The organism is Arthrobacter sp. BE255 (assembly GCF_031457335.1).
GTDB lineage: Bacteria > Actinomycetota > Actinomycetes > Actinomycetales > Micrococcaceae > Arthrobacter.
In genome coordinates this window covers 1-15,978 of record NZ_JAVDWK010000001.1, presented here as the reverse complement: position 1 = coordinate 15,978, position 15,978 = coordinate 1, and the positions used below count along the sequence as shown (strand labels likewise).

Here is a 15,978-nt window from a genome sequence, read left to right as displayed (position 1 = left end):
AGTTACGGGGACTCCCTGCGCCCGGGAGTACTGTTATCTCATCATGACGAGCACGTTCCGCACCTTGACAGTCCCCCTGGATGGAAAAGCATCTCCCGGGGGGCTGCCTCAGTTTCTGGTCCGGGACGATGTCCTCTGCTGGACCCGCCGCGAGGCCGGACTGGTGGGGTTCGGCGAGATCGCCCGGTTCACGGCCACGGGTCCCGAGCGCTTCCTGGAAGCCGACATCTGGTGGCGCCACCTGGTCCTGGAAGCCGAGATCACGGATTCCGTGGAACTGCCCGGCACCGGCCCGGTGGCTTTCGGCTCGTTCGCGTTCTCCAAAAAATCCGCCCATGAGTCACGGCTGATCGTGCCGGAGATCGTGGTGGGTGTCCGGGACGGCCGCTACTGGGTCACCCAGTTAACGTTCGACGACGGCGCGCTCAGCGAAGCGGGCGCCCTCGCCGCCCTGGAACGCTGGCTGAGCAGCGGCAGTACGGGTGCCGAGGGCACGTTGGGGGGCGGCCCGACGCCGGCAGGTACCTCAGCCGGGGACGGCACCTCCCCTGCCGGTACCGCGGAGGCGGGTCACGCCGTCGTACGTCCTTTGCCTTTGGCCGCCGGTGCGACGCTGCACACCGGGTCCCTGAGCGAAGAGGACTGGATGGCCGCCGTCGCCGCCGGGGTGGAGGAAATCCGGACCGGGGCGCTGGAGAAGCTTGTGCTGGCGCGCGACATCGTGGCCACGGTACCCACCGGAGTAAATGCCGCCCGGGTGCTGCGCGAACTGTCGGCCCGGTACCGCGAATGCTGGACGTACGGCGTGGACGGGCTGGTGGGGGCCACGCCGGAGATGCTGATCCAGGTGGAGGGCCGCACCGCCCAGGCACGGGTGCTGGCCGGGACGCTGGACCGGCGTGACGCGCACGGCGAGGCGGGGATTCCGATGGATTACGCGGAGCGCGTGCTGGCCGGATCCGAGAAACAGCGGCACGAGCACGAGATCGCGATCCAGTCGCTGACGTCGCAGCTGGCGCCGTTCTCCGAGGCGATGAACGCACACGACGAGCCGTTCATCCTGGAACTGCCCAACGTGTGGCACCTGGCGTCGGATGTGAAGGCTGAACTGGCCGAGGTGGAGGGCCACGTCCCCACGTGCCTGGCCCTGATCAACGCGCTGCACCCGACGGCCGCCGTCTGCGGCACGCCCACGCTGGTGGCGGGTGCGCTGATCCGCAAGCTTGAACACCTGGACCGCGGGCCCTATGCCGGGCCGGTGGGGTGGCTGGATGCGGCCGGCAACGGCGAGTGGGGCATCGCGCTGCGGGGCGCCGTGATCGAGTCGCCGGATACTGTGCGCCTGTATGCCGGCTGCGGCATAGTCGACGGTTCCCAGCCCGAGGCCGAGCTCGCGGAGACGTGGGCGAAGTTCCGGCCGATGCTCGAGTCGCTGGGCATCAGCAGCTAGCTTCCGGCGGAGTGTCCGGAATCGCAGACACCTACCCCTCGCCTAGGCTTGAAATCAGCGGTAGTTTAGTTATCCAATAGTGAAACTAAGTTTCCTGTGATGCACATCTCTTGTTCGGCGCTACACTATGAACCGATTTAGTACCGCATACCCCTGCAACAAAAGGTAAGAATTATGCAGCTCAAGTCCCTGGCCACGGCCAAAATGACCGCCAAGGCAGCAGCAATCCTCGCCGCCGGCGCCCTCACCCTCACGGCCTGCGGCGGCAGCTCCACCCCCGCAGCGTCCGAAGGCGGCATCCAGCTCATCAACGCCGGCAAGCTCACGGTCTGCTCCGACGTCCCCTACGAGCCGTTCGAATTCCAGAAGGACGGCAAGACCGTCGGTTTCGACATGGACATCGCCGCGGAGGTCGCCAAGGACCTCAAAGCCGAACTGAGTGTTGTGGACAGCTCCTTCGAAGCGATCGAGACCGGCACCGCACTCACCCAGTGCGACGTCTCCATCTCCTCGATCTCCATCACGGACACCCGCAAGTCCGTCATGGACTTCTCCACCCCGTACCTGGACGACGACCTGGCACTCGTGGCCAGCTCGGACTCCGGCATCAAGACCCTGGACGACGCCAAGGGCAAGAAGGTTGGCGTCCAGCAGGCCACCACCGGCGCCGACTACGCAGCAGAGAAGGGCCTCGACGCCCAGCAGTTCGAGGACACGGGCCTCCTGGTCCAGGCCCTGCAGGCCGGCACCATCGACGCGGCCCTGGGCAACCAGTCCGTCCTGGGCTACGCCATCAAGGACGCCCCCAAGTTCAAGGCTGTTGAGAAGTTCGCCACCGGTGAGCAGCTGGGCATCTCCATCAAGAAGGGCAACACCGCCATGGCCGAAAAGGTCAACGGAACGCTCAAGCGCCTGACCGACGACGGAACCCTCAAGAAGTTCGAGACCACCTGGTTCGGCGAGGTCGCCAAGTAGCCAGCGCTTTGGCCCCGGGCAACTGAGGCCTTCGCCGCCCTGAGAACCACGCCGCCGGGGCCCCGGACACGCTGTACCGCAGTAGGTCCGGGGCCCCAGCCACGCACTACGAATGTGAGCACCCCATGGCAATGACCGCACGTCAACGGGCCAGAGTGAGCCTGTATGTCCAGATCGGCATCTTCATTGTGGCCGTTGCCGCACTGGCCCTGGCCACGGACTGGAAGACCATTGGCAACAGTGTCTTCAACTTCGGCAAGATCGGCCCGATGTTCCCGGACATCTTCCTGGTGGGCCTGAAAAACACCCTGATCTACACGTTCCTGGGCTTCGTCGTGGGCCTGTCCGGCGGCTTGCTGCTGGCCCTGATGAAGCTCTCCAGCTTCCCGCTCTACCGCTGGATCGCCACGGGCTACATCGAGTTCTTCCGCGGCATCCCGGCGCTGCTGGTGTTCATCGCCTTCGGCTACGGCGTACCCCTGGCCTTCGGCGTCTCCTGGAACGTGACCATCGTGGTGATGGTTTCGCTGGGTATGGTCGCCTCGGCATATATCGCCGAAACCCTCCGCGCCGGCCTGCAGGCTGTGCCCAAGGGACAGCTGGAGGCCGCACGCTCGCTGGGCATGCCGCAGTGGCGGGCCATGGTCTCCATCGTCATCCCGCAGGCGTTCAAGATCGTGCTGCCGCCGCTGACCAACGAGGTCATCCTGCTCACCAAGGACTCCTCGCTGATCTACGTCCTGGGCCTCACCGCGTCGCAGTACGAGCTGACCAAGTTCGGCCGCGACGGCATCTCCAGCCTGGGAGCCGGCCTTACCCCGCTCCTGGTCGCCGGTGCTTTCTACCTGGTCATCACCATCCCGCTGAGCCTCCTGGCCCGGAAGTTCGAAAGCCGCTCCGCGCGGACCAAGCGATAGGCAGGGAAGCCATGAACGACGTCGTAAATTCCACCGCCGGCAACCCCGGCACCGTCAACGCGGCAGGTGTCTCCATCAAGGACCTGCGCAAGTCCTACGGCACCAACGAGGTCCTCAAGGGCATCAGCCTGGACGTCAAGCCGGGCGAAGTGGTGTGCCTGATCGGCCCCTCTGGCTCCGGCAAGTCCACCCTGCTGCGCTGCGTCAACCTGCTGGAGCAGCCCAACGAAGGCGCCATCCAGGTGGGCGGCTTCGAAGCCACCGACCCCGACGTGGACATCGACAAGATGCGCCGCAAAGTGGGCATGGTGTTCCAGCAGTTCAACCTTTTCCCGCACCTGGATGCCAAGCGGAACTGCACCATCGCCCAGACCAAGGTCCTCAAGCGGTCCCAGGCCGAGGCGGACGAGGTAGCCCAGCACAACCTGGAGCGCGTGGGGCTGGGACACCTGTCCGACCGTTTCCCTGACCAGCTTTCCGGCGGCCAGCAGCAGCGCGTTGCCATTGCCAGGGCGTTGAGCATGAACCCCGAACTGATGCTCTTCGACGAGCCCACCTCCGCGCTGGACCCCGAGACCGTGGGCGACGTCCTTTCGGTCATGCGGAACCTGGCCAAGGAGGGCATGACCATGCTGGTGGTGACCCATGAGATGGGCTTCGCCCGCGAAGTCGCCGACCGCGTGGTGTTCATGGACGGCGGCGTGGTGGTGGAAGAGGGCGTGGCCGAACAGGTCATCTCCGCCCCCACGCAGTCCCGCACCAAGGAGTTCCTGCGCCGCGTCCTGGATCCGACGCACATCGAGATCGAGGAATAGGCTCCCTCGACGCGCTGATTCGAAATCGACTCGCGTATTCCCTGGCGCTACCTGTATGCCGGTCGCGCCAGGGAATTTGCGCGTCACCGGGTAACCCGCGCGTCGAGATCCGCGGAACGCGTACGACGGCGGGGCACGCCGGCTGCTGCCAGCATGCGTTCCAGCTTCCCGGGCTCCATCAGATCTGCCCAGTCCCACCGCACCACGTTCAAGCCCGTGGCCCGGATCCGGTTCTCGCGGTTCTTTTCGTCCACCACCGCCTGCGATGCCGTCCGCCCCTTGAGGAATTCGGGTTTAACGTACTTCTCGACCCCATCAAACTCGCCAACCACCTTGGCCTGCTTCCAGCAGAAGTCCGTGTAGCCCACCAGGCCGTCACTGTTGTAGATTGCGTGCTGCAGGATGGGAGGTTCGAAGCCGGCAATATGGATCAGCGCGCGGCTGCACGATTCCCCTGCCGAACCGGACAGCGGATCAGCGAAGGCGATTGCGGCGAGTATTCTCCGCCCAGCCGCCGCTGAGTACTTCGTGCCGATGCCCGCCACCAACTCATCCTTGGTCAGGGCAGGCAGTCTCTGGGTCCGGTCCGGTTTGAGCACGTGGTCCAGCGGCGCAGCCGCCTCCGCGAACGGCGTGAACGCCGCAAGATCCAGGACCGTGCGGATGCGGCAGGTGACCAGCAGGCCCTCCCTCCGGACCACCGTGAGTCCCGCGGGATCAGCGAAGTGGCGGACAACTCCGGCACGGGACCTGCCGCCGTCGTTCTTCAGAGCCAGTGCCTGAACCGGGTGATGCAGGCCAATGGTGGGAATGCCCCAGACACTGGCCGCGGAGTGGCGGGCGAACACAGTGGGGCTCTCGAAAGTTTCTGCGGCCGCGCTGACAGTGAGTCTGTACTGTTCCCAGGGCTTCAACGTCTTCCAGGCGGGCCCGTCCGTATAGACGCCGTGCCGGATCCTGACGAGGGCGCCAGCCTTCACCCGCCTGGCAAGATCCTTCGGGGTCAGCCCGTGCTGGATGCGGTCACGGGCCAATAAAAGCGGCGGCAGGTCGGTCATGTACCGAAGATGCCAGTCCTCGCCACGTCCCGACAGATGCAGATGGCGCCATGTGGACAACTACAGACACGGCTGCTGACGCGCATATTCCCCCGCGACCCGCATGATTTCCGGCGCGCCCGGAATACAGGCCGCGTCCGGAAATATCCGCGTCGAAAAGGGAGAAGCGCGTCACGCAGCCGGCGCCGCGTCGTCAGCGAGCCAGGACTCCCGCGACCGCCGCGGCCACTGCTGCCTTGATGCGGGCGTGGAGGGCGCGGAGGCTGTGCCGGTCAGTCCGGACCTCGACGATGCTGCGGCCCTCGATCGGCCGGGCAAGCGCTTCAGCGAGTGCCGCCGTCGTACTTACCGAACAGTGCCCGACGCCGTACGCTGCGGCGAGTGCCGCGAGATCCACTGTGTGCGGGGTGCTGAAGAGGCGTTCGACGGCGTCTCCGTAGGTTCCCGATTCGCGGACGGCCCCGTGCTCGAGCAGGTCGAAGATGGCGCCGCCGGAGTCGTTCAGCACCACGATCCGGAGGTCCGGCGAAACCTCCCCGGAGCCAAGGAAGAGGCCGCCGGCGTCGTGGAGGAACGTGACGTCGCCAAGGAGGAGGGTGGTTTCCTGCCGGCCGCCGAGGGCGATTCCGGTGGCGGTGGAGGTGGTGCCGTCAATCCCGGAGAGGCCGCGGCTGGCGTAGACCGTGGCGGCAGGTTCGGCGGCGGGCAGGCCGGCGAGGTCGACGTCGCGGATGCCGTTTGAGGACCCGAGCACGAGCTGGCCGCGCGAGTGGTTCCACACCTGCGCGCCCACGGACGGCCCGGTGGCGGCGGTCTCCCCGGCCAGGACCTGGTCCAGGGCATGCTGCGCCGCGGACCCGGCAAGCAGCCAGGCATCCAGCCAGGCGGACGGGCCGCGGCCGGCGAAATCGGCGAGGTCGGCCAGGCTTTCCAGCGGCAGCTCGGTGCGCCGGCCGGGCTCGTACCAGGCCACGGGAACCGGCTGGTACAGCACCGACGGCACGTCCGCACGCGCCAGCAGGGACGCCACCGGACGGGACAGCGTGGGCCTGCCGAAGAGCACCACCCGTTCGATCGGCTGCGCGGATTCCGGTCCGAAATGCGTGAGCAGCAGCCGGTACGGCCCCACCGCGTTCGGCCCGAACCGGGCGTTGGACGACGGCTCGGCCAGCAGCGGCAGGCCGTGCGCGCGGGCGAAGGCTTCGGCGACGGGACCGGCGTCGTGCCCTGCCAGCACCACGGTGCGCCGCTCCGCCAGGTCCGCGGACGCGGGCGGCAGGTTCATGGTGAGCGGGTCGGTGCCGATGCGGAATTTCGGGCGCGCAGCTTCCGTCGGGAGCTTCTCGCCCGGTGCGGGCACCAGCGGATCGCGGAATGCAAGGTTCAGCTGAACGGGCCCGGGTGCGAGGTCGGAGAACGCGCCGGTGGCGGCGGCCAGCGCCGTCTCGACTGCGCGCAGCGGGCTGGTGCCGGCATCGATGTCGGCGGCGAACCTGACGTGCTCGCCGAAGAGGTCCAGCTGGATTGTGGTCTGGTTGGCGCCGGTGCCGCGCAGTTCCTCGGGCCGGTCGGCCGACAGCACCACGAGGGGGACGGCGGCGTGGTTGGCCTCCATCACGGCGGGCATGAGGTTCCCGACGGCGGTGCCCGACGTGGTGAGGACAGCCGCCGGGGAGCCGGTGGACAGAGCCAGGCCCAGCGCCGTGAATCCTGCGGAACGTTCGTCGATCCGGACCAGCAGGTCGACCCGCCCGGCAGCTGACGCCTCGGCCAGCGCATAGGCCATCGGCGCCGAGCGGGACCCCGGCGACACCACCACGTACTCGACGCCGCCGTCGATCAGGGCGCCGACGGCGATCCGGGCCGCCTCGAGTGAGGTCAGGTCGGGCGCGGCCGGGGGTGGGGAGGCGCCGTCGTCGGAAGCGGGACGGAAGGCGGAGTCGTTCGGCGAAGTCACCAAACCAGTCTGCCACCCTGAAACCCTCTCCCACTTCCTGTCGCTTAAAACCGAACGCTCTCTCACTCGGCGCCCCGCGCGGGCCGGCAGGTGAGAGAGCGTTGGCCCAAAACCTGCAGGAAGTGAGAGAGCGTCCTGGAAGGTGAGCCGGGCCGGAACTCCCCCGAGCCCGTACTAAGCGCATAGACTCGGACCAGAAGGAGTATTCACATGGCCAAGGGTCCCACTGTTTACCACGTCGCCGAACGCGCCGGCGTCTCCATAGCAACCGTCTCGTTCACGTTCCGGCAGCCTGAAAAAGTCAAGGCGTCGACCCGCGAACTGGTTTTGGCGGCCGCCGAGGAGCTTGGTTACGTGCCCAGCGCGAGCGCCCGGGGCCTGGCGCGGGGCCGGACCGGGGCTTTGGGCCTGTTTGCCTACGACTACCTGCTGGACCCTTCGGGCGGACCGGGCGGTCCGGGCGGACCGGGCGGATCCGGCGACCTGTCGCAGGACGTGGACGCACCCGGTGACCGCGAGGACGGGAACCTCCGGCTGTTCCCCCTGTACGTGGACGAGGTCCAGCGCGGTGTTGAGCTGGAGTGCTGGCGCCGGGGGCAGGCACTGCTGGTTGGCGGCGGCAACCCGGCGAACAACGAGGCAGTGCTGTCCGATATTGCCGGGCGGGTTGACGGCCTGGCCGTGTTCCCGCGCTCCGTTCCGGTCGAAGCCCTGGCCCGCATAGCCCGCCGCATCCCCGTGGTGGAGGTTTCCGAAAGCCAGCGCAACCGCAGCGTGGACCACGTGACCGTCGACAATGCTTCGGGTGCGCGGGCGATCACCGAGCACCTGATCAGGGTGCACGGACTGACCGATCTGCTGTTCATCGGCGCCGGGCAGTCATCCGACAACGATGAACGGCTCGAAGCCTTCCAAAGTGTCCTCAAGGACGCCGGCGCGGCCCTCCACGAGCCCCGGTATCCGGCAGGCAGCGAGCCCGCGGTTGCGGAAATCGTCCGGGCCATCTGCCAGCAGGGCACCCTGCCACAGGCCTTTGTGTGCGCCACCGACCAGGACGCACTCGTGGTCATGGATGTGCTGGCCGAGGCCGGCATTGACGTGCCGAAGCAGGTGGCCGTCACCGGGTTTGACGGCATCGCCGCGGGACGGGTCATCCGGCCGTCGCTGACCACAGTCCGCCAGCCCATGGAACGCATGGGGCGGATTATGGTGGAGCTGCTCCTGGACCGACTGGACCACCCGGACAAGCCCCCGGTGGAGCTCCGCCTCCCCGTCAGCGTGGTGCTGCGCGAAAGCTGCGGCTGCTCGCCGGCCTAGGCACAGGAGCGTCGCGCGCCGGAGTCCAGGGGCAAGGGTACGGCGGTGACGCACGACGGCGGCGCGGGCACTTGCGGGCCGGCGCGGGGACGAGGGCCCCAAGTGTACGTTCGCGCCAGTTTCGCGTGCCCCAGCAGGCAGGGCCCCAACTGTACGTTCGCGCCAAAGGATCAGGAAAGTTTGCGGCAGCTGTTGCCAAAATCACATTCAATGCGCTTAGATTGATCTTACGTAATGAATCAAAGCGCTTAGATATTTCCTGGCGGGATGGCTCCACCGCTCCTGCCCCCTCCGCGCCGTGCCACCTGCCGGCCCGCGGAACCACGAAAGGAACAACGATGATCCATCCGAACGCCAAGAAGGCAGCCGCCGTCGGCATCGCAGCCGCACTGCTGCTCACAGCCTGCGGGCGTGACTCCTCCGGAACCACCGATGCGGCTCCGGCCAAAGCCATCGCCTCCGGGCCGGCGTCGGGCACCATCACCCTGTGGGCGCAGGGCGCCGAAGGCGAGGCGCTTCCCGCGCTGCTGAAGGAATTCGAAGCCGAGAACCCCGGCGTCCAAGTCAACGTCACGGCCATCCCCTGGGACGCCGCCCTGAGCAAGTATCAGACCGCCATCGCCGGCGGCACCACCCCGGATGTGGCCCAGATGGGCACCACCTGGATGGGCGACTTCGCCGACTCCTTCGATGCCACACCGAAGGAAATCCAGTCCGGAGACTTCTTCCCCGGATCTGTGAAGTCCACCGAGGTTGAAGGAACCACCTACGGCGTGCCCTGGTATGTCGACACCCGCGTGGTCTACTACCGCAGCGACCTGGCGGAAAAGGCCGGCATCACCAAGGCACCAGAAACCTGGGACGACTTCAAAGCCCTGGCCAAGGGCCTCCAGGAGAAGGCCGGGGCAAAATACGGAGTCCAGCTGCCCGCCGGCGTCGCCGGCTCCTATCTGGACACCCTCCCCTTCCAGTGGTCCAACGGCGCGAAGCTGATGAACGACGACGGCACCAAGTGGACCCTCGACACCCCGGAATCGGTAGAGGCGCTGAAGTACTTCTCCAGTTTCTTCGCTGACGGGCTCGCATCCAAGGCCGTGTCCACCGGCACCACTGCCGAGGCATCCTTCGTGGACGGTTCCGCCCCGATGATGATCAGCGGCCCGTGGCACGTCGGTCTGCTGAACAAAGCCGGCGGCGAGGGCTTCGAGGACAAGTACAAGGTTGCCCCGATGCCGAAGGAGAAGACCTCAACGTCCTTCGTCGGCGGGTCGAACATGGTGGTCTTCAAGAAGTCCGAGAACCGTGATTCGTCGTGGAAGCTCCTCCAGTGGCTGTCCAAGCCGGAGGTCCAGCTCAAGTGGTACGAGGCCACCGGTGACCTGCCGTCCCAGCAGAGCGCCTGGAAGGACCCGTCCCTTGCCTCGGACAGCAAGCTCTCCGTCTTCGGAGACCAGCTCAAGTCCACGAACAACCCGCCTGCCGTTACCACCTGGACCCAGGTTGCCGCAGCCGCTGACAGCGAAATCGAGCAGATCGTCAAGGCCGGCAAGGATCCCGCCGAGGCCCTGAAGTCGCTGCAGCAGACCGCAGATTCGATCGGCACCGGGAAGTAACAGTGGCTGCCACCACCAACACGATGCCTGCCGGCACCTCACGGGGTGCCGGCAGGCCTCCGGCCAGGCCCGGAGGCTCGCGCCGCCGCCGCAACGCCATCACGGCGTGGCTGTTCGCAGCGCCATTCGTCCTCATCTTCGGCATCTTTATGCTGGGCCCGCTGGTGTCATCGTTCCTGATGTCCTTCACGGATTTCACCAGCCGCGACATCAGCAACCCGCTGGCCGTGGGATTCGTGGGGCTTGACCAGTACATTGCCCTGTTCAAAAATCCGCAGTTCCTGCATTCCATCCTGAACACGGCCTACTTCGTGCTGGCCGGCATCCCCCTCACCATGGTCCTGGCCCTCGCCCTCGCGGTGGCCCTGAACAACGGCATCACCCGCTTCCGCACGGCCTTCCGCGTTGGCTTCTATACCCCCGTGGTCACCAGCATCATCGCCGTGGCCGTGGTGTGGCGGTTCATCCTCCAGCCCGACGGCCTGCTGAACATCATCCTCAGCTGGGTGGGCATCGCGGGACCGGACTGGCTCAACAGCACCGCCTGGTCCATGCCGTCGCTGATCCTGATGGCCGTGTGGCGCAACTTGGGCACGCTGATGATCATCTTCCTGGCCGGCCTGCAGGGCGTCCCGTCGGACATCCTGGAAGCGGCCGAGGTTGATGGTGCGAGCGCCTGGCAGCGTTTCATGAAGATCACGCTCCCGATGCTGCGCCCCACCCTCCTCCTGGGCACGGTCCTGCTGTCCGTAGGGTTCCTCCAGGTCTTCGAGGAGCCGTTTGTGATGACCAAGGGCGGCCCGCTGGACTCCACCCTGTCGGTCAGCTACTTCACCTTCAACCAGTTCGGGTTCGGCAAATACGGGCTCGCGTCGGCCGCCAGCTATGTGCTTTTCATAGCCATCGCGCTGTTGAGCCTCATCCAATTCCGTGCCCTGCGATCCAAGGACTGAGGCCCACATGACGATCCCGGAAACCGCACCCACCCCCACGGAAAAGGTGCTGACGGAACGCAAAAAGGCAGAACGGACGACGGCGGGAGGCACCCGGGTGCCGGCATCACCGCCCGTCCCGGCCCGCCGCCGTCGTACCCGCCGGTTGCCCGCGCGCCGGGCACTGATCTACGGCGTCCTCACCGTCGCCGTCACCGCGACCCTCCTGCCCTTTGTCTGGATGCTGCTCGGCGCGTTCAAGACCCAGGGTGAGCTGCTCCGCCGGCCCATCACCTGGTGGCCCGAACAGCCCACGCTGGAGAACTTCGTGGTCTGGTTCACGGAACTGAACATCGGCACGTTCTACCTGAACAGCGCTGTGGTGGCCGTCTTCACGGTGCTCGGCAACCTCCTGTTCTGCTCGATGGTGGGCTATGCCCTGGCCAAGATGGATTTCCCGGGCAAGCGCTTCCTGTTCCTGCTGGTGATGGTCATGCTGATGGTCCCGGGCGTGGTGACGTTTGTGCCGCTGTTCGTCCTGATCAGCAAGCTGGGAATGGTCAGCACCTACCCGGCCCTGATCCTGCCGTTCCTCGCGGCGCCGATGGGGGTGTTCCTGATGCGGCAGTTCATCGCCGGCATTCCGGATTCGCTCATTGAGGCCGCCCGGATCGACGGCGCCGGCGAGCTGCGGACCTTCCTGCGGATTGTGATGCCGCTGTGCGGACCGCCGCTGGCCACCCTCGGCATCCTGACCTTCCTCGGGTCCTGGAACAACTTCCTGTGGCCGCTGGTAGTGGCACAGACCGAGGAAATGTACACCCTCCCGGTGGCCCTGTCCCTCTACTCGACGGGCCAGAACGCCACGGACTACGGCCTGCTCCTGGCCGGTTCGGTGCTGGTGATCGCGCCGATCCTTCTGCTCTTCGTGGCGCTCCAGCGCTACTTCATCCAGGGCGTCGCGGCCACCGGCATCAAGTAGCCGCGGCCGCTCCCCCGTCCCTTCTCCCCAAGAGAGCCCCCATGACACACGCCCAGAATCACGCACGCCCCGGGACGTCCGTCGCTGACGGAAAAGCGTTCCGGGACCTCAACGGCAACGGGATCATGGATCCCTTCGAAGACCCGGACCTCAGCCCGCACGAACGCGCCGCCGACCTGGTGGCCCGCCTCAGCCTCGAGGAAAAAGCCGGGCTGATGTTCCACACGGTCATCGAAACCGGCCCGGACGGCACCCTCCTCGAGACCCCGGGCAACATCAGCAAGTCGCCCACCAGCACGGTGATCCGCGCCAAGTTCATGAACCACTTCAACGTCCATGCGCTCGGCACCGCCCGGGAGGCCGCCCGCTGGAGCAACGCCCTGCAGGAGCTTGCGGCACAGACCCCGCACGGGATTCCCGTGACCATCTCCACGGACCCGCGCCATGCGTTCATCGAAAACTCCGGCGTCTCGTTCACGGCCGCCCACTTTTCGCAGTGGCCCGAGCCGATCGGCCTCGCGGCGGTGGGCAGCGGCGAACTGGTCCGCCGCTTCGCCGAGATCGCGCGGCAGGAATACACCGCCGTCGGGATCCGCGCGGCGCTGCACCCCACCGTTGACCTGGCCACCGAACCGCGGTGGTGCCGGCAGGCCGGGACGTTCGGCCAGGACTCGGAGGCCAGCGCGGCCTACGTGGTGGAATACCTTCAGGGGTTCCAGGGCGCGGAGCTGGGGCCGGACAGCGTGGCCTGCACCACCAAGCATTTCCCCGGGGGCGGTCCGCAGGCTGACGGCGAGGACGCGCACTTCCCGTACGGCCGCGAACAGGTCTACCCCGGCGGCCGGTTCGACGAGCACCTGGCCCCGTTCCGGGCGGCCATCGCCGAGAAGACGAGCGCCATCATGCCCTACTACGGAATGCCGGTGGGCGTGGAACTCGACGGCGAACCCGTTGAGGAGGTCGGCTTCGGCTACAACCGGCAGATCATCACCAACCTGCTGCGCGACAAGCTCAACTACGACGGCGTGGTCCTCAGCGACTGGGAACTGGTCAACGACAACATCGTGGGCGACCAGGTGCTGCCGGCGCGGGCGTGGGGCGTTGAAGAGCTCACCGCGCCCGAACGCATGCTGAAGATCCTCAACGCCGGCGTGGACCAGTTCGGCGGCGAGGAATGCACCGAACTGCTCATCGGGCTGGTCCGCGACGGCCTGGTCAGCGAGTCGCGTTTGGACGAGTCCGCCCGGCGGCTGCTCCTGGTCAAGTTCCAGCTGGGCCTATTCGACAACCCGTTCGTGGATGAGGACGCCGCGGCGTCCGTGGTTGGGAACGCCGAATTCCGGCGCGAGGGACACCGCGCCCAGTCGCAGTCCGTCACGGTGCTCACCAACGGAACGTCCGACGTCGGGCCCGTGCTTCCGCTGTCCGGCTCACCTGCCGTCTACCTGGAAGGCATGGATCCGCTCAGCCTCGACGGTTACGGAACCGTTGTGCAGGACCCGGCCGATGCCGATGTTGCCCTTATCCGGCTGCATTCGCCGTGGGACCACCGTAACGACCTGTTCCTGGAGGAACACTTCCATGCCGGGAGCCTGGACTTTCCGCCGGGGCTGATCGCGCGCCTCAGGGCCCTGGCGGAGAAGGTTCCGCTGGTCATTGACGTGCGGCTGGACCGGCCCGCGATCCTCACACCCCTGACCGGTTTTGCCACTGCCCTGGTGGGGACGTTCGGGGTCTCGGACACGGCTCTCCTGGACGCCCTCTTTGGCCGGGTCGGGCCTGAAGGGCGTCTGCCGTTCGAGATCCCGCGGTCGATGGATGCCGTCCGTGCGTCCCGGCCGGACGTCCCCGGCGACACCGCCGATCCCCTTTTCCCGTACGGGCACGGCCTGCGCCTGCCGGTGCCGGCAACGGCCACCTCTTCAACGGACACGTCAGGACATACCTCATGAACCAGCGCCCTCACCCGAACCCCGGAATTTCCACCGCCACCCGCCGCCAGCTCCTGGCCGGCGCGGCCGCGTTCGCTGTCACCGGCTTCGCCGCCGCCACGGCCACTCCCGCATTCGCCGCCCCGGTCGGCGCCCCGCTCGGCGGGTCCGCGGGATCCGGCTTGGGATCGCCGCCGTCCCGGGCACGGAACGTTAACGGGATAGACCGGAAGGTCATCAACCGCTGGGCGCGCGACACCTGGCAGTCCCTGGTTGCCATGACCGACCCCGTGACCGGCCTGCCGGCCGACTACATCGGCGAGTCCACCACCGCCCCGGAGCGCAGCGGCTTCACGTCGCCCACCAACATCGGCGGCTACATGTGGAGCACCGTGGTGGCACGGGAGATGAACATCATCAGCGCCAGCGAGTGCCGGGAGCGGCTGACCCGCACCCTCACCACGCTGGCCGGGCTCAAGCACCACGAGCCCAGCGGCATGCTCTACAACTGGTACGACGAGGCCACCGGCGAGGTCATCACCATCTGGCCCGAGAACGGGAACCCCGTCGCTCCGTTTATGTCCAGCGTCGACAACGGCTGGTTCGCCGCGGCACTCATGACGGTCCGCAACGCCGAACCGAAGGTCGCGGGGCTGGCCAACACCATCCTCGGCAGGATGGATTTCGGGATCTTCTACAACAAGGATGCCCGGCCCGGTGTGGCCGCCGGCCTGCTGCGCGGCGGGTTCTACGACGTCAAACCTTCCGTGGAGACGGTCCAGGGCAACTACCTTGGCAAAGGCCCCGACGTTTTCTACACGATGAACCATTACGACATCACCAACTCCGAGCCGCGCATCGCCACGTACATCGGCATCGCCCTGGGCCAGCTTCCGCCGGAGCACTATTTCGCCACGATGCGGGTCTTCCCAGACACCTGCGACTGGTCCTGGCAGGAGCAGAAGCCCATCGGCGGGCACCGGACTTATATGGGCATCGACGTCTTCGAAGGCGCCTACACCTACCGCGGCATGCGGATCGTGCCGAGCTGGGGCGGGGACATGTTTGAGTCGCTGATGCCTGACCTGTTCGTGCCCGAATCCAGCTGGGCGCCCAAGGCCTGGGGCATCAACCACCCCCTGACCGTCCGGGCGCAGCGCGAGTTCGGCCTGGACGACGCCAAGTACGGGTACTGGGGCTTCTCCCCCGCCAGCCACCCCAACGGCGGGTACTCCGAGTGGGGCGTGGACATCCTGGGCATGAGCAGCGACGGCTACCCGTCCGACGTCGAACGCACCAGTGTCGACGTCGGTTTCGAGGGCTGCCGGCCGGCCAGCAACCCGACGCCGGCCTGGGGTGATGGCGTGGTGACTCCGCACGCGGCGTTCCTCGCCATGGAATACGAGCCCCGCGAGGCGTACGACAACCTGGTGAAGATCGAGAACGACCTCGGCGCGTACGGCGCCGGCGGGTTCTTCGACGCCGTGGCCGTGAAGTCCGGCACCGTGGCCCGGCGGTACCTCTCGCTGGACCAGGCCATGGTTTTGGGCGCCATCGGCAACGTGTTCGGCAACAACGTGATCCGCCGCAACTTCATCCAGGGCGAGGTGGAAGCGGTCATCAAGCCGCTCATCGCCGAAGAGGAGTTCGGCGCCGGCCTGATCGGCTAGGAGGCTCTCTCCCTTTCCCGGTCCGGTGCGGGCGGGATCGGCAGGCGTCACGCGGGGCACGCTTTAGGGGAGCGGACGACGGCGGCGGCCCGGTTTGGCGCGGCAGCGGCACCTACAGCGGGCCGAAAGGCTGCCTGGCGTGACGCCGTCGGACGTCCCTTCCGGACCCTCTCTCACTACCTGTCGCTTAAACCCGAACCCTCTCTCACTCCCCGCGGCGCGCGGGACGGCAAGTGAGAGAGCGTTGGCCAAAAACCTGCAGGAAGTGAGAGTGTCCCTATGTTGTTCGTCAAGGGGTTTGGGGTGTTTTGGGGTGGTAGAGGCTGCCATCGCGGAGCATGGCGAAGAGGGTGTCGCAGCG

Annotated in this window: 12 protein-coding genes; 10 read left to right on the top strand and 2 right to left on the bottom strand. The window is 67.0% G+C overall.

The genetic code is table 11. The features are described from left to right. Positions 1-43: 43 nt before the first annotated feature. From J2X42_RS00060 to J2X42_RS00045, 4 genes are all read left to right on the top strand, one after another. Positions 44-1,450: an isochorismate synthase gene (locus J2X42_RS00060; RefSeq protein WP_310160930.1), complete on the top strand. Its 1,407-nt coding sequence runs from the start codon at positions 44-46 to the stop codon at positions 1,448-1,450. A 174-nt stretch (positions 1,451-1,624) separates the two neighbouring features. Continuing rightward, on the top strand, positions 1,625-2,425 hold the full coding sequence (locus J2X42_RS00055; RefSeq protein WP_310160927.1) for an ABC transporter substrate-binding protein: 801 nt from the start codon (positions 1,625-1,627) through the stop codon (positions 2,423-2,425). Positions 2,426-2,550: 125 nt separating this feature from the next. Further along, positions 2,551-3,342 carry an amino acid ABC transporter permease gene (locus tag J2X42_RS00050; RefSeq protein ID WP_310160924.1) on the top strand — a complete coding sequence of 264 codons (792 nt, stop codon included), beginning with the start codon at positions 2,551-2,553 and terminating at the stop codon, positions 3,340-3,342. A gap of 11 nt (positions 3,343-3,353) precedes the next feature. Further along, complete coding sequence (locus J2X42_RS00045; RefSeq protein ID WP_310160922.1) at positions 3,354-4,157, top strand: amino acid ABC transporter ATP-binding protein; 804 nt, start codon at positions 3,354-3,356, stop codon at positions 4,155-4,157. A gap of 83 nt (positions 4,158-4,240) precedes the next feature. Here J2X42_RS00045 and J2X42_RS00040 read toward each other — a convergent pair whose 3' ends face one another. Continuing rightward, positions 4,241-5,215, bottom strand: coding sequence for a type IV toxin-antitoxin system AbiEi family antitoxin domain-containing protein (locus J2X42_RS00040; protein WP_310160919.1), 975 nt, complete (start codon positions 5,213-5,215; stop codon positions 4,241-4,243). 193 nt (positions 5,216-5,408) lie between these two features. Further along, the gene (gene menD, locus J2X42_RS00035; protein ID WP_396133992.1) at positions 5,409-7,172 is read right to left on the bottom strand and encodes a 2-succinyl-5-enolpyruvyl-6-hydroxy-3-cyclohexene-1-carboxylic-acid synthase; all 1,764 of its coding nucleotides are present in this window, start codon (positions 7,170-7,172) and stop codon (positions 5,409-5,411) included. A gap of 210 nt (positions 7,173-7,382) precedes the next feature. Between menD and J2X42_RS00030 the strand changes: the two genes are divergently transcribed. The 6 genes from J2X42_RS00030 to J2X42_RS00005 all read left to right on the top strand — a co-directional run bounded on the left by J2X42_RS00030 (position 7,383) and on the right by J2X42_RS00005 (position 15,617). Beyond that, positions 7,383-8,489 carry a LacI family DNA-binding transcriptional regulator gene (locus J2X42_RS00030; RefSeq protein ID WP_310160916.1) on the top strand — a complete coding sequence of 369 codons (1,107 nt, stop codon included), beginning with the start codon at positions 7,383-7,385 and terminating at the stop codon, positions 8,487-8,489. 338 nt (positions 8,490-8,827) lie between these two features. Then, the gene (locus J2X42_RS00025; protein ID WP_310160913.1) at positions 8,828-10,102 is read left to right on the top strand and encodes a sugar ABC transporter substrate-binding protein; all 1,275 of its coding nucleotides are present in this window, start codon (positions 8,828-8,830) and stop codon (positions 10,100-10,102) included. A 23-nt stretch (positions 10,103-10,125) separates the two neighbouring features. Continuing rightward, positions 10,126-11,055: a sugar ABC transporter permease gene (locus J2X42_RS00020; protein ID WP_310162103.1), complete on the top strand. Its 930-nt coding sequence runs from the start codon at positions 10,126-10,128 to the stop codon at positions 11,053-11,055. Positions 11,056-11,062: 7 nt separating this feature from the next. Further along, positions 11,063-12,016, top strand: coding sequence for a carbohydrate ABC transporter permease (locus J2X42_RS00015; protein WP_310160911.1), 954 nt, complete (start codon positions 11,063-11,065; stop codon positions 12,014-12,016). 41 nt (positions 12,017-12,057) lie between these two features. Further along, positions 12,058-13,968 carry a glycoside hydrolase family 3 N-terminal domain-containing protein gene (locus tag J2X42_RS00010; protein ID WP_310160910.1) on the top strand — a complete coding sequence of 637 codons (1,911 nt, stop codon included), beginning with the start codon at positions 12,058-12,060 and terminating at the stop codon, positions 13,966-13,968. Beyond that, positions 13,965-15,617, top strand: a complete 1,653-nt coding sequence (locus J2X42_RS00005) for a glucoamylase family protein (protein ID WP_310160905.1) — start codon at positions 13,965-13,967, stop codon at positions 15,615-15,617. Before J2X42_RS00010 ends, J2X42_RS00005 begins: the two co-directional genes overlap by 4 nt. Positions 15,618-15,978: the final 361 nt, after the last annotated feature.